This window comes from Citricoccus sp. GCM10030269, assembly GCF_042665635.1.
Classification (GTDB): Bacteria; Actinomycetota; Actinomycetes; order Actinomycetales; family Micrococcaceae; genus Citricoccus.
Genome location: NZ_JBHTCV010000005.1, coordinates 677,864 through 692,570, shown reverse-complemented (window position 1 = coordinate 692,570; position 14,707 = coordinate 677,864). Strand labels below are relative to the sequence as shown.

The 14,707-nt window shown below is 64.7% G+C and carries 8 protein-coding genes; 5 read left to right on the top strand and 3 right to left on the bottom strand.

The features are described from left to right. Position 1 precedes the first annotated feature (1 nt). From metG to ACFQQD_RS10285, 3 genes are all read left to right on the top strand, one after another. Positions 2 to 1,645 carry a methionine--tRNA ligase gene (gene metG / locus ACFQQD_RS10295; protein ID WP_378088944.1) on the top strand — a complete coding sequence of 548 codons (1,644 nt, stop codon included), beginning with the start codon at positions 2 to 4 and terminating at the stop codon, positions 1,643 to 1,645. Between the two features lie 155 nt (positions 1,646 to 1,800). Next, positions 1,801 to 2,916 (top strand): 3-isopropylmalate dehydrogenase, encoded by a 1,116-nt coding sequence (locus tag ACFQQD_RS10290; protein WP_378088942.1) that lies wholly within the window; start codon positions 1,801 to 1,803, stop codon positions 2,914 to 2,916. Positions 2,917 to 2,927: 11 nt separating this feature from the next. After that, the gene (locus ACFQQD_RS10285; protein WP_378090096.1) at positions 2,928 to 4,076 is read left to right on the top strand and encodes a branched-chain amino acid aminotransferase; all 1,149 of its coding nucleotides are present in this window, start codon (positions 2,928 to 2,930) and stop codon (positions 4,074 to 4,076) included. Here the strand turns inward: ACFQQD_RS10285 and ACFQQD_RS10280 are convergent, their stop codons facing one another. Then, positions 4,077 to 5,855, bottom strand: coding sequence for a polysaccharide pyruvyl transferase family protein (locus ACFQQD_RS10280; protein WP_378088940.1), 1,779 nt, complete (start codon positions 5,853 to 5,855; stop codon positions 4,077 to 4,079). It lies immediately after the preceding gene. A 154-nt stretch (positions 5,856 to 6,009) separates the two neighbouring features. On the opposite strand from ACFQQD_RS10280, the gene ACFQQD_RS10275 reads away from it, so the two are divergent. Then, positions 6,010 to 8,913, top strand: coding sequence for a glycosyltransferase (locus ACFQQD_RS10275; RefSeq protein WP_378088938.1), 2,904 nt, complete (start codon positions 6,010 to 6,012; stop codon positions 8,911 to 8,913). 46 nt (positions 8,914 to 8,959) lie between these two features. On the opposite strand, the gene ACFQQD_RS10270 is transcribed toward ACFQQD_RS10275, so the two are convergent. Together ACFQQD_RS10270 and ACFQQD_RS10265 are read right to left on the bottom strand one after the other, a co-directional pair. Beyond that, positions 8,960 to 10,816 (bottom strand): FAD-dependent oxidoreductase, encoded by a 1,857-nt coding sequence (locus ACFQQD_RS10270; RefSeq protein WP_378088935.1) that lies wholly within the window; start codon positions 10,814 to 10,816, stop codon positions 8,960 to 8,962. Positions 10,817 to 10,883: 67 nt separating this feature from the next. Then, positions 10,884 to 13,748 (bottom strand): polysaccharide pyruvyl transferase family protein, encoded by a 2,865-nt coding sequence (locus ACFQQD_RS10265; protein WP_378088933.1) that lies wholly within the window; start codon positions 13,746 to 13,748, stop codon positions 10,884 to 10,886. A 123-nt stretch (positions 13,749 to 13,871) separates the two neighbouring features. Between ACFQQD_RS10265 and ACFQQD_RS10260 the strand changes: the two genes are divergently transcribed. Further along, positions 13,872 to 14,666, top strand: a complete 795-nt coding sequence (locus tag ACFQQD_RS10260) for a fumarylacetoacetate hydrolase family protein (protein WP_378088931.1) — start codon at positions 13,872 to 13,874, stop codon at positions 14,664 to 14,666. Positions 14,667 to 14,707 lie beyond the last annotated feature (41 nt).

Below are 14,707 nucleotides of genomic sequence, written 5' to 3'. Positions count from 1 at the left end.
TATGAGCGAGACACCTGTACGTGCGACGCCTGTGAGTGACGACCGGTACTACCTCACCACCTCCATCCACTATCCCAACGGGGAACCGCACATCGGCCATGCCTACGAGATGGTGGGCACCGACGTGATGGCTCGTTTCCAGCGGCTGGACGGCAAGGACGTGTACTTCCTGACCGGCACGGATGAGCACGGTCAGAAGATGGCGCAGACGGCCGAACGCGAGGGCATCACCCCCTCTGAACTGGCCGCCCGGAATTCCGCGGCGTTCCAGCGGATGGACGAGGAGGTGCTGAACATCTCCCACGACCGGTTCATCCAGACAACGGAGGAACAGCACCACCGTTCCAGTCAGGAGATCTGGCGCCGGATGGAGGCCGCGGGTGATATCTACCTGGGCCGGTATGCCGGCTGGTACTCCGTGCGAGATGAGCGCTTCTTCGCCGAGGATGAAGTCGAGACCCGGGACGACGGGCTGCGGTATGCCCTCGAGACCGGCACCGAGGTGACGTGGACGGAGGAGGAGAGCTACTTCTTCCGCCTCTCGCAGTACCAGGACCGCTTGCTGGACTTGTACCGCACCCGTCCCGACTTCGCCGCGCCGCGGTACCGCTTCAATGAGGTCATCCGGTTTGTGGAGTCCGGCCTCGAAGACCTGTCGATCTCGCGCACCTCCTTCGACTGGGGCATCGACGTCCCGGCGCCCGAGGGCGGTTCGGCTGATCAGTCGGCGCATCACCACGTGATGTACGTGTGGGTCGACGCGCTGACGAATTACCTCACCGGCGCAGGATTCCCCGACACCGATTCGGAGCAGTTCCGCCGGTTCTGGCCGGCCGATCTGCACGTCATCGGCAAGGACATCTCCCGGTTCCACTGCGTGTTCTGGCCCGCGTTCCTGATGAGCGCCGGACTCGAATTGCCTCAGCGGGTGATGATCCACGGCTTCCTCAACAACAACGGCGAGAAAATGTCCAAGTCCTTGGGCAATGTGGTGTCTCCGGACGACTGGGCCGCGCAGTACGGCCTCGACGCGGTGCGATACTTCCTGCTGCGGGAGTTCCCTTTCGGCGCGGACGGCACGTACAACCACGACGCCGTCGTCGCGCGGAAGAACGCCGACCTCGCCAACAATCTCGGGAACCTGGCCCAGCGCTCACTGTCTATGGTGGCGAAGAACCTGAATAGCGCGGTTCCGGAGCCGGGCGAGTTCACTGAGGCTGACCGCGCCCTGCTGGACGCCGTGTCCGGTCTGCTGGACCTCTCGCGGGCTGACTACGCCGTGCAGGACTATCACCACGCCCTCGAATCGACGTGGGCCGTCCTCGGGGACGCCAACGCCTACTTCGCGGAGCAACAGCCCTGGGTGCTGCGCAAGACCGATCCGGCGCGGATGGCCACGGTCCTCTATGTCACCCTGGAGACCCTTCGGCGAGTCGGCCTGCTGATCCAGCCGGTGATGCCCGACTCGGCCAGCCAACTGCTGGACCTGCTCGGCGTGAGCGACAGCGGCGACGCCGGCCGGACGGTGGCCTCCGGCCAGGGCCCGCGATCCTTCGCCGCCTGGGACGAGGCTCTGGTGCCGGGCAGCCCCCTGCCCGCGCCGCGCCCCGTCTTCCCTCGCCACGAAGACCCCACCGACGCCTAACCCGACCCGATTTTCAACCCCGTGTCACTGTGGGGGCAGAACGAACCGGTTCGTTCTGCCCGCAAAGTGTCGGGGGTCAGGGATCGGGTGTCCGGAATATGGACAGTGGGACCACATGGTGGACGGTGCTCTCGACGTCGGCCTAGCCTAACGCCATGGACAACGTCGCTCCCGCTTCCGCTCCCACCGTGCCGACGTCCGGCCCTGCCGGCGTCCTTGACCTGGCCGTCATCGGTGGTGATGGCATCGGCCCGGAAGTGACCGCAGAGGCGCTGAAGGTGATGCGCGCGGCCACGGCGTCGGCGGGAGATGCGGAGATCCGCACCACCGACTATTCCCTGGGGGCCGCACATTGGCTTCAGACGGGGGAGACCCTGAGCGAGGAGACGCTGAACCGGCTGCGCGGCCATGACGCCATCCTGTTCGGTGCCGTGGGCGCCGCACCCGGAGACACCCGCGTTCCCTCCGGCTTGATCGAACGGGAATTGCTCCTGAGGCTGCGGTTCTCCTTGGATCATGGAGTGAATCTGCGTCCGTCCCGGCTGTATCCCGGGGTGGTCAGCCCGCTGGCGAACCCCGGGACCATCGATTTCGTGGTGGTCCGTGAGGGCACCGAAGGACCCTACGTCGGCAATGGTGGTTCCATTCGTGTGGGCACGCCGCAGGAGATCGCCACCGAGGTTTCGCTCAACACGGCCTTCGGGGTAGACCGGGTCGTCCGCCATGCCTTCGCCCTCGCGGCCAGCAGGGAGCGCCGTCACGTCACCTTGGTGCACAAGCACAACGTGTTGGTGCATGCTGGCCACTTGTGGCGCCGCGCCGTCGAGACGGTGGCCGCCGAGTACTCGGACGTCACACACGACTACCTGCACGTGGACGCGGCGACCATCTTCCTGACCACCGACCCCGGCCGATTCGATGTGATCGTCACCGACAACCTGTTCGGGGACATCCTGACGGATCTGGCGGCAGCCGTGACCGGGGGCATCGGACTGGCCGCCTCCGGCAACGTGAACATCTCAGGAACCGGGCCGTCCATGTTCGAACCCGTGCACGGTTCCGCGCCGGACATCGCCGGTCAGCAGAAGGCGGATCCCACGGCGGCCATCCTGTCAGCAGCCTTGCTGCTCGAACATGCCGGGCGCGTCGACGCCGCCCGGCGCATCAACGAGGCCGTCTGGGCCGATCTCAGCGCCCGCAGCGAATCCGCTGGAGAGACCACCACTCGCACCACTGCGCAGATCGGCGACGCCATCTCTCGGGCCGTCTGACCGGCCCTATGATGGATGAACGTGATCGGAAGGAAGAAGCTGCCGTGACTTTGGAATTTGCCGTCCACTCCCACCCTTCGCCTGCATCGGAGGCGACGCGACAGGAGATTCTGGAGGATCCCGGATTCGGCCAGCACTTCACCGATCACATGGTGTCCATCGACTGGACTCGTGGAGACGCGCAGCACGGACTGCAGAGCGGTGGCACGTGGCACAATGCTCGGGTCGAGCCGTTCGCCCCGCTGACGTTGTCGCCGGCCGCCGCAGTGTTCCACTACGCGCAAGAGGTCTTTGAGGGGCTCAAGGCCTACCGCCATGCCGATGGCAGTGTGTGGACCTTCCGCCCCCGAATGAACGCTGCGCGGATGAACCGGTCTGCGAAGCGTCTGGCCTTGCCGGAACTCCCGGAAGACGACTTCCTGGAATCGCTGCGGGCGTTGGTCTCCACCGACGTCTCCTGGGTTCCGGACGCTGAAGGACAGTCTTTGTACCTTCGCCCGTTCATGATCGCCACGGAGGAGTTTCTCGGGGTGCGGCCGTCCAACCAGGTCAGCTACCACGTCATCGCCTCCCCGGCCGGAAACTACTTCGGCGGCGATCTCAAGCCCGTGTCCATCTGGGTCTCACGAGAGCTCGCTCGAGCCGGCCATGGGGGAACCGGCGCTGCCAAATTCGGCGGTAACTACGCCGCGTCTCTGGCGGCACAGCTCGAGGCCTCGTCCCACGGATGCGACCAAGTGCTGTTCATCGATCCGGTGCGGGACAACGCCGTTGAGGAACTGGGCGGCATGAACGTTTTCTTCGTCTTCAAGGACGGATCGCTGGTGACGCCGGAACTCACGGGCACGATCCTGGATGGCGTCACCCGGTCGTCGATTCTCCAATTGGGGCGTGACCGGGGCCTGACCGTGACCGAGCGCACGGTCACCTTGGACGAGTGGCGCGATGGCGTGGCCAGCGGGGAGATCACCGAAGTCTTCGCCTGTGGCACGGCCGCCGTCATCACCCCGATCGGCACCCTGGTGGACGGCGAGGACGCCTTCGACTCGCCGACGATCACTCCCGGCGATTCGATCGCCCTGGATATCCGGCGTGAGCTGCTGGCGCTGCAGACCGGCCACGGCGACGACCGCCACGGCTGGCTCTACCGGCTGGCCTAGTTACCGGTAAGCCTCAGCCAAGGCCGCGGACAGAGCATCACCGTCGAAGTCCACCTCCACCGACTCGGGCAGTCCCTCGGCCAATGCTGGGCTGATCACCGTGTCTGTGGAGAGTTCCAACGGCGTCTGGGTCGGCAGGCCAACGGAACGGAAGTAATCCTCGAACGTGGTGCCGTCACCGCTGACGGCTTCGGAAGCATCGCCGAGGACCGCCCAGCGCGCCGGGATCCCGTAGGCATGGGCCACGATGACGCCGTGGAGTGACGTGGACACAATGCGCCGGCAAGACGTGATCTGTTCCACGACTGAGCGAAGAAAGTCCTCTCCCACCCCGGACAGCCGAATATCGGCGACGCCGTCGAATTCCAGTTGCAGGTTCTCCTGAGTGACGTGTCGGACGAAGCCGACGTCGTGCGTCTTCGGGCCTTCGTGGGCGGGAACGTATCGGGGCAGCAGCAGAGCGGGGTCGCCGTAGATCTCAGGACACGAACCGCCAGCCGCCAGGACGGCGTCTCGCGTCAGTGGTCCGCGGACGGCGAGGTACCGGGCTTCGGCAGAGAGCAGGTCATCACGGCGCACCGTGCCAGCTCCCCACACGACGGACTTCTCCGTGGCGAACTTGATGACCGAGCCGATCCCCAGCAGGCTGTCATTCCGCCGGCCGAACCTCGGCGGACGACCGGTGATCCATTCGACCATCCACGGGCCGAGCACGTCTCCGAAGTCTCCCGGGTAGGGAGTCTTTTTCCACCACATGCGCGGACGCTGTTCGGGGCGCAGGCCCAGGGACAGAGCCCGCTCGTCCCTACCGAGGTCGTCGCAGATTGACCGCGTCTGCGCCGCGGCTTGAGGTGATCCTTCAGCCAGGACATAGTCTGCTTCGCGACGAGCGCCCTCGAAATCGCCGTCCTCAGCCAATCGCGAGATCAGCTCCACTCGTGTCAGCTCAAGCGTCGGGTCCAGGTCCAGTTGCTGTGTGAGGACGTCTCGGGATTTCGACGATTCCTGGTTGATCTTGAAATACCGGGAGAGCCGAACGGCCGCCTCGGCATTATGGGGCGCGACTGCCAATGCACGCTTGGCCAGTTCGAGAGCCAACGGGCGGTTTCGTTCTTTCATGGCGTCTATTGCTTCCATGCCCAAAACCTGGCTTCGCACCGCAGGGCTGTCGCCGATCTTGTCGTGCTGAACGAGACCGCTCTTGAACGCAGACACGTTTCCACTGTCACCGTGGACGAAGACGTGGTGGTCGTTCAGTGGGTCCGATGGACGGGCCACGAGTCCTGGAGGCAAGAGCCCGACCGCCAACGGGGTGTCGTGACGAGCCCAGGCCTCTTGTAAGACGTAGTCGTCCGTCACCGACTCGGTGGTTTGCTGCTCGATCGCGACCATGAGGTCGAGAAATCGTCGGGCCTCCGGCGTAGCCCCGAAAAACAGGAACGACGGAATCCAGAAGCGGGCCACTTGGAACGGGTCATAGTCGCGGATGTAGCGGTATCGTCCGGCGAATCCCACGAGGTCGAAGGTGCATCCTCGCAACCGCTCCGGCAGACGGACGAGGCGTGTGTCCACGTCGACCCAGAGGATTGCTCCGAACCTCTCGTGCATGCGCCGATAGAACGCGATCTTCAAGCGCGTGATGGCGCCCCAGTCACGAAGGTCTTCGGACAGTTCCTCGATATGGTGCGGCATGCCCAGCCGCTCGCAATCCCGCCGCAGGGCGGCCGCGGCGTCATAGTAGTACTGACCACCGGCGTAGAAGCTGACCAACGTGGGCATCGGCCCTGGAGCGGTTTCGTGCTTCGCCTCGAGGCCGGGGGAGGGGAGAGAATCGGGGATCCCATCGTGCATACCGTCACACTAGTCGCCGTGCGGCGTGCCGGTACTAGACCAGTCGAAACGGTAGCGTGGACTGAGAACACAGTGCCGGGTCATGCGTCGCGCCCAAGAACGTGACGTCTCCGGCAAGATCGGGATGGGTATGAAGGACGAGATTCGCTCAGTAGTACGTCGGACGCCAGCGCTGCGATGGGCCCGCAAAGCGGCCCGCGCCAGCCGTTCCCTCATGCACACGGGAGGAACAGGCCCGACGGCGGCCAGCCAGGCCAGTGCGACCGCGGCGGATCGTCAAGCAACACGTCCCACCGATACCGCTGTGCTTCAGCGGCGCATCGACGAGCTGGAGCAGGAGCTACAGCACGCGAAGCTCTTTCGCTCGGCCGTCGGCCTGGGCCTGAAGCAGGCCGGCCATCCGATCGACCCAGAGATGAACGCAGAGCAATCACGGCGGCATGCGCTGAAGACCATTCAGGCGCTGAACGCCTTCGCCCAGCTCACGCAGAACCTGGAGAACGGACTGCGGATCGACCATGCGGCCATCGGACTCGTCCGCACGTTGTTGGCCCGAAGCATGCACGCGCGCGCCCGGTCGGTCGGGCACTCTCTGATTCAGTATGAGGGCACAGCTCAGGCCGGCCACGCCGCCATTGGCCTGGTGGCCATGTATCAGGATCTGTACGACCTGGCGGAACATCATTTCGGGGCGCTCGAGCCCGAGGTGGCCGCCGAGCTCGTTCCCGCCGAATGGCTCGACTTCGAGTTTCGTCGCGATTCCCAGCGGGCTATGAGCATCGTCAAGGAACGCCGCTCGGAACTGCTGACGACCGACAAGGTTCGCTTCCAGGTGGTCAAGCTCGCATTGCGTGAACGGGAAGACGACTTCGCCCGGGAACACTTCGATGCCCTGGAAGCGGACTGCGGGGACGCGCCGCAGCTGGAGGATCGTGATCTGAAGGAATATGAGTGGTTGCGTCAGTGGTACGAGATGACTCGCCGGGAGGCGCGCGGCCAGGAATCGTGGTTGCCGGATGCCGTGAACATCGGGATCTTGGACTACAAGCATCCTGACTTCACTCGGCAGTCCGCCAACATCGGCGACTACATTCAGACCATTGGTTCCTTGACGCATCTGGCCCAATTCCAGAACCTCACGGTCCACGGCGAAGAGGGTCTGACGTCCACCGTCGAGCTGCTCCAGTCGCGCACGGCCGAACCGTTCCGCAAGCAACTAGACCGTGATGCGGACGTCAACGTGGTACGCGTAGACCGCGACGACATGCATCGCAATGCCATTCCGGACAACACGTGGTTGGTGGCGTTCGGCTGGTACATGCATGCGCCGTTCCGGGGCCGGTACGACTTCCCCTGGCCAGAGCAGGTCAACCCCTTGTTCGTCTCCTTCCACATCAATCGTCGCGAAATGCTGACGGATGAGGCCATCTCCTACCTGCGTGACCACGGGCCGATCGGTTGCCGTGACTGGACCACTGTGTACTTGCTACGCAGCGTGGGGGTCGAAGCCTTCTTCTCGGGTTGCCTGACCACCACCGTGAACGCCGTCTTCCCGGACGCGGATTCCGCGTCGCGCCACGGCAGAGTGGCCATTGTGGACAAAGGCATGAGCGATGCCGTCGGGGCGCTCGTTCCGGTCGGCACGCCAGTGGACACGATCACTCAGGCCTCGGCTGAGATCAGTCGATCCACGCTGAGCCGGAACGTCACGGATGCTCTCGACCTGCTCGAGGGCTACCGACACTACGACCGCATCATCACGTCTCGCCTGCACTGCTACCTTCCCGCCACGTCTTTGGGCTGTCACGTCGATTTCGTTCCCGGCCGGATGGGCGACGTGCGCTTCGACGGGCTCCTGGGGATGACTCCGGAAGCTCCGGGGCTGGAAGCGATCCAGCAAGGCCTCCGCACCAAACTGGAGGCCATCTACCGGCTCATTGCGGCGGGAGAATCCACCGAGGCGGTGTACAGCCGGTGGCGCGAACTCACCGCTGAGGACGTCGCAGCCGCTGAAGAATACTGTGCCCGTCCATTCGAGCTGCCTGCGGTTCAGTTCGACGTTGAAGAGGCGATTGCGACCATCCTGGCCGGAAGCCACACCGTGTCGTCCACCGCGGCAGTTCGCGGTTCGGAATCTCCCGACGGCACGGTCTATGTTGCGCTGGCGTCCGATCAGAACCTCCGGGCAGAGGTCCCTGTGGTCGTACAGAGCATCCTGTCCGGGACCTCGCGACCAGTGCATTTCCAGGTCCTCACCCGCGGGCTGGGTCGCGACTACTTCGACGCGCTGGCGGCTACGTTCCCCGACGCCTCGTTCACGTTCCTTCCTTGCGATGACGTGCACTATGGCGAGATCGCCGGCATGTTGCGGCACATCACCGTCTCGACCATGGACCGATTGCTGTTGCCCCTGCTGATGCCGGATGTCGATCGCGTCATCTATCACGACATTGACGCCGTGACCGTCGGGGACATCGGCGAGCTCTTCGACACCGACTTGAACGGCAACGCCATTGGCGGACGTTCGGCGCCGGCATCGTGGGCGGAGAGCGGCTTCAGCAACATCTACCGAGCGTCGGTGCGACTGGAGGCCAAGACCGCAGCGGAAATGCGCCGCGGAATACACAACCTCTTGCCGTACGACTTCACGTCATTCAACGCGGGCGTGATGGTGATGGATCTGGAGCGCATGCGCTCGGACGACTTCTGCCACCGGTACCTCGGAATGGCCGGCGGTTTCGGGATGAATGACCAGGAGATCCTCAACTTCTACACTGGTCCCCAGCGGACGGCGCTGGACATCCGCTGGAACGCGATCGCTCAGCAAGAAGTGGGGATTGAGCCCAAACTCATCCACTGGGCCGGCCCGGCGAAGCCCTGGCGCGAAGAGTACGTGGTGCATCAGGACATCTGGGATGGATTCGTGGCGCGACTCGAAGAGCGTGCTCAATCCGCCGGAACCTTGGCGGTGCTGACCGGCCAGTAGGTACTGGTGTGGACCAACGCGTGGCGCTTTCTCTGTGTGCTGGTCTTCATGAGCGGTCGGTGTCCTGGCGTGCTGTCGGTTCACACGTCACTGGGTCGAGGCCTGCGGCCATGCGATGTCGGTCCTCGGCCATGCCCTCACACAACCGCGACAGCTTCCGCACGTTACCGTTCATGCGGAGTGCGTAGTCAGCCGATTGCCAGTCAACGTCAGCTGGCGTCGTCCCGTTGAGCAGCGCTGAAAACGCGATCGCACCCGCGGCCTCGCCCATCGCCATGTACTGCGGCTCCATGCGTAGCGAGCCGTGCGCTCGGGAGGTCGCTGAGACGTTGACCGTCACCATCAGGTTGTTGAGATTGACCGGGTGGATCACCCCGCGCGGTATTTCGTACCAAGGCACGTCCGCGTAGGAAGCGGAGTCCCGGTACATGACACCGTCCCAGTAGCGGTACTCGCTCGGCTTGTTGTCGATGTCATAGGCGCCGATCGCAATGCTCTCGTCGGCAACGCGCTGAGTCGGATCATCAATGTTGTGCATCGTCAGCGTCTGCTCGCCGACGATGCGGCGCCCCTCACGGATGTAAGGTTCGTACGGCCAATTGTCGTTTTCCGCGAACTCGTCAGAACATAAACCAAAGCCGGCCATCGATTCACGAAGGCTTTCGGGAGTCTCGTGTTGAACGAACCACATCCAGTTGCGCTGATAGTCCTCCATCTGTTCGAAGACCGCTTCACGTTCACCGTTAAACAGCCCGTCCGGCGCCGGGACATTGGCGAATCCGTGTCCGTTATTGAAGTCCCATTTCCCATCATGGGTCGGGGCAATTTGGATGGCGCCAACAATGCTTCCGTGATCGGCGAGCTTGGCTCCCCAGGACAACCCGCCCAGCCAACGCCTCCATCCGTCCGCGTACTTCTCGTAGTTCTCTGTTTTGGCAAACGGAATCTTGTTGTCGTCGTCCTTGGTCACGCAGAGGCGGTAGGTCATGGACACCCCGCCCTCACCGGCGTCCTCACTCCAGGATTCGGAGGGTCGGACACCAGTCGTGACATAGGGGTTCTCCTCGAACGCGGCCTCGGCGCCCGGAACGTCCTCCGGTCTTAATGCGGAGAGGACTTTCCAGACGCGGTCCGACCGTGGCTCGTCATAGTCGAACCAGTCGTCGTAGCCCAAACGGAAGGGAACGTCGGCAGCGGCGGCGAGTTCGCCGGTATAAGTCGCATCGACGAAAACGGGGCCGCAATACTCAGCTCGCGTGGTGGTCATGCAGTCGATCTGTTCGCCAGTTCTCGCCACCGATTCCAGCGTCTCATCCGTAAAGATCTCGACCCCGGCCTCGCGCAAATGCCCACGAAAGATGTTCTCTGCATCGCTGGGAGTCACGTTCCAGGCTCCAGGGTCATCATAGGTATCCCGAATCTGCTGAAAAAACCGGTCAGCATAGCCCGTCACTGCGGACTTCGCACCAATATCGGCAGCCCCGAGGCCGTTGGAGATGGCACCGCCAACCGTCGGATACTGGCTGATCAACGCGACTCGGTGCCCATGCTTCTGGCCCCATTCCGCAGCGGTGACCGCGGCGGCGACTCCAGAGGGTGAACCGCCGAAAACAATGACGTCAAAATCGGACCCAACCGTGGAGGTGGGTGGCTGTGCTGATCCGCTGGGAACGTCGACGCCGCCTTCACCGCCCGAGCAGCCCGTCAGACCGAAAAGGGCTATAACTGAGACAGTGAAAACACGTAAGATCTGACGCCCCCGAATGTCACCCGCCCCCTCTCTCACAACTATCCAGCTTCTCGTTCGGAACGAGATGTAGAGAGGTATCATATTCACAACAACGGGACGCAGCAAATTGTCTTGAATCAAAAACGTCGAAAACGGCAAAACGCGATATGCCAACTAACACACGTGGAGGCAGCGGACCGCCCCCTGGCCAGCACCGCTGACCTTGGGGGAGTGGGAACGGTCAGGAGTCCTTGACGGTTCCCGCCGAGGCCATCAGCGACGGACCGAGCCCGGCGGCGGTATCAGCCACGGACACCAGGGCGAGGTTCGTGGCGGAGGCTTTCGGCCACGAGGACGCGCTGAAGGCGCTGCGGGCCACGCGCAGTCGGAAGGTGAACGGCAGGGCCTCTCCAGCCTCGTGCACCAGATGCAGCAACACGGTGCCGTGGTCCTGAGCCAGATCCAGGGAGAAGGTCTTGCCCGCCACCTCGATCTCGGCGAACAGTCGTCCAGTGGCCTTGGGATTCGACCACGGCGAGGACAGCGTGAAGCCAAGATCCTTGACTCCCTCGCCCTCGATGTGCAGTTCACCGTCCCAGCGCAGCTCCATGCCCTTCTCGGGTTTGGTCACGGGCAGGCTGAGATCGATCTCGAAGGCGCTGGCCCGGAACCGTCCGTGGGGTCGGCCGGAGGGAACCGAGAGCCCGACGCCGGCCGGCTGCAGTCCCACAAACCGCGTCGGCTTGGTGTTGGTCTCCGGAGGAAGTCCGGTGCCCACCGCATTCTCGGCGGGAACCTCGTAGACGGCGTCCGGAACCGGCGATTCCGCGATCATCTCGGCGGAGACGGCGAGGGCTCGCGAGGCTTCCTCGCCGAGTCGGTCGAGGGCATCGCGGGTGCTGGCCGGCAACTCCGACTCGAGGCCCCGGCGGAGTCGGTCGGCCAGGGTCGCCCGGTCCACCGTCAGAGGCAGGCACCAGTCGCCGCGGCCGATCTCCTCGAAGTGACGGCCGACCTTCGGGTCGTAGCCCAGACCGACCACGGGCACACCGCAGCGATGAGCCACGAGCGCTGCGTGCAGCCGCATCGCCACGAGCACGTCCATGGACTGATACAGGGCCGCCAGGGTCTCCAGATCAAGAGGGGCCTCCGGGGTCCAGGTCTCCGCGCCCGCGGGCAGCTGGGCGAACACCTGGGCGACGGTGCCGACGTCGTACGATTCACCGGCCTGCATCGGCACGGACACGAACAGCGGCCGCGCGGTCGCCTCCGCGGGCACGGCGTCGGCCAAGGCCGCGGCGACGGTCTCGATGACCGGTCCCATGTCCTCGTGCGCCCAGGGACGCAGATTGACGCCGATGACCGGCCGTCCCGCGGCTTTCGCCTCGGCGATCACGGCCGGAACCTGCGGGGCCACGGTCTCGGCCGCGGGCAGCGGAACGGCATGGACGACATCGGGTCCGGTGGTGATGCGTTCGGCGTCGACGGGCAGGGAACGCAACAGCTCGGCCGATTCCGGGTCGCGGACGTAGAGCGAGGAGGTCTGCTCGGCGAGGAACCGGACGGTCGCGCGGGCGTCCTCGTCGGTCAGGGGGCCGACGCCCATGCCGACGACGTGGTACGGCTTGTCGAGCACCTTGCCCATGAGGGGAAGAATGCCGAACCCGGCCATCGAGATCGTGGATCCGGTGAACAGGCCCTGCAGTCCGCCGGCACGGGCAAAGGTGTAGTCGTGCCAGAGGCCACCACCACCCACGACGACGGCCGCGGCGGTGTGCACCTCGTACGCGGCGGCGTTGAGGTTGCGCCGGAGGAAGGCCTGCAGTCCATGGGCGGCTTCGACCTTCGTGGCGCTCTCGGCGGCCACCTGGACCTGCACGGCCGGGTCGGCACGGTGCAGGGCATGCGAGACCGACCGGAGGATCAGCTCGTCACCGAGGTTGCCAGCACCGTAGAAGCCGGAGAGGATGACCTTCTTGGCCCGAGGCAGGGAGGCCGAGAGGGTCCGGGTCAGCGTCTGGCGGCGCTCGGCGTCCAGCCACGGGAAGGTCTGCTCGTCGAGCTCGCGGAAGCTGGCGAACAAGTCCATCCATCGATGCTCGTACAGGTGGTTGGTGATGACCCGGCGGAAGCCGTTCTCCGCGATCCGGTCGTACTCGTCAGGATCGGCCAACAGCTGGCGGATCTTCTCGGCGAGGTCGGCCTCGTCGTCGTACCCGATGATCTCCTCGCCGTACTCGAAGAAGTCAGCCATCTCGTCGAAGTTGCCGGTGGCCACGAGCGCGCCCTGGCCGGCTGATTCGAAGACACCGCATTTGATGTTGATGAAGCCGGCCCGGGTCAGTGGGAAGTTCACGTGGATCTTGCCGCCCTTGAGCGCCTGCACCATCTCGGTTCCGGCCACGGGTTCGGAGTCCGGCAGATCCCAGCCGCGGCCGTAGGTCTTGACGTCGAAGTGTTCATCCAGGGCCGTCATGACCTTGTTGCGGTCCGGACGGTCGTGGGCGTGGCCCAGGCAGATGACGTCGTGCTCGAACTGCGGGTCTGTCTTGACGTCCTGCGTGACGAATCCGCGGTCGATGCCGAAGGGCAGGTAGACGGTGTTGGTCACACCGGCGTCCCGGTACATCTGCAGAGCCGTCTGGGAGTTCGTGGTGTGCACGTCGAAGGTGTGGATGTGGTCCTTGACGGTGGGGAAGACGTCCGGGTCGGACAACGTGGTGCCCACGAGCATGATGCCGCGGTCCTTGAGGAGTTGGGCGTCCTCCTCGGTGAACACCATGCCGCCGGCGCAGAGGATGATCATCTGGGGCTGGAACTCGTCCACCATGTGCCGAATTCGGTCGTACCGTACATAGATCGGCCCCATGCCGCCCATGACGCAGTGCGGATTGTCCAGGACAGCATGCCGAGAGGTGTCCATCTCCAGGACGTGGTGTCCGAGGTTCTTCAGGGACCGGTGCAACGAGGACACGATGTCCGTGGTGCCGTTGATCGACTTGCCCAAGAACATGATCCGCCAGTGGAAGCCTTGGTCGAAGACCTTCGTGGACAGTTCCTGGCGGAGACGCTCGATGGTGGGGTTCACGGTCCTGCTTTCAGTCATGCTCAGAGTGCTCAGTCACTGCCGGGGGCGTGTTCTCGCGGCCGTCGACAGTATCCCATAGGGGTCGCGCCCGGTGCGGGACTACGCGCCCGGCTGGCCCATGGTGCCATTAGGGTGGTGGCCATGCGCATCGCCCGTTTTGTCACCACTGCCGAACCTCGTTACGGAATCGTCGAAGGGGAGCCGGATGCCCCGGCTGAGGAACTCGTCGTCACCGAACTGCACGGCGATCCCTTCTTTCAGGGCATTCAGCCCACCTCCACGCGGCATCAGCTCGCGGAGGTGCGGCTCGTGGCCCCGATCATCCCCCGTTCGAAGGTCGTCGGCGTGGGGCGCAACTGGGCCGATCACGCGACTGAACTCGGCAACGAGGTCCCGGACCGACCGCAGTTCTTCCTCAAACCCAACACCTCGGTGGTCGGTCCCGGCGAGCCGGTGACCCTTCCGGCCTGGTCCGAGGAGGTCTCCTACGAGGCCGAGCTCGCCGTGGTCATCGGCACCATCTGCAAGGACGTGCCGTTGGAACGCGTGGACGACGTGGTGTTCGGCTACACCGTGGCCAACGACCTCACCGCTCGGGACGCCCAGCGCGGGGACCTGCAGTGGGCGCGGGCCAAGGGCTTCGACGGCGCGTGCCCCCTGGGCCCGTGGATCGAGACCGAGCTGAGCACCTCCGACACCGAGGACCTCACGATCACGATGGCCCTGGATGGGCAGACGGTCCAGGAGGGCACCACCGCAGACATGGTCTTCGGAGTCCGCCAGATCGTCGCTGCCGCCTCGGAGGCGTTCACTCTGCTGCCGGGCGACATCATCCTCACGGGGACCCCGGCCGGCGTCGGCCAGGTGGAATCCGGTCAGCGCACCGAGGCGACGGTCGAGGGCATCGGCACCCTGGGCACCGTCTACCGCCGCTGATCCACCCTGGCGGCCCCCACCCCGCCGCCGCACTAGGATGG

Bases quoted from the DNA above. Each gene is read 5' to 3' on its own strand.
- metG (WP_378088944.1), top strand. From the start codon at position 2: ATGAGCGAGACACCTGTACGTGCGACGCCTGTGAGTGACGACCGGTAC.
- ACFQQD_RS10290 (WP_378088942.1), top strand. From the start codon at position 1,801: ATGGACAACGTCGCTCCCGCTTCCGCTCCCACCGTGCCGACGTCCGGC.
- ACFQQD_RS10285 (WP_378090096.1), top strand. From the start codon at position 2,928: ATGGATGAACGTGATCGGAAGGAAGAAGCTGCCGTGACTTTGGAATTT.
- ACFQQD_RS10280 (WP_378088940.1), bottom strand. From the start codon at position 5,855: ATGCCCACGTTGGTCAGCTTCTACGCCGGTGGTCAGTACTACTATGAC.
- ACFQQD_RS10275 (WP_378088938.1), top strand. From the start codon at position 6,010: ATGCGTCGCGCCCAAGAACGTGACGTCTCCGGCAAGATCGGGATGGGT.
- ACFQQD_RS10265 (WP_378088933.1), bottom strand. From the start codon at position 13,748: ATGACTGAAAGCAGGACCGTGAACCCCACCATCGAGCGTCTCCGCCAG.
- ACFQQD_RS10260 (WP_378088931.1), top strand. From the start codon at position 13,872: ATGCGCATCGCCCGTTTTGTCACCACTGCCGAACCTCGTTACGGAATC.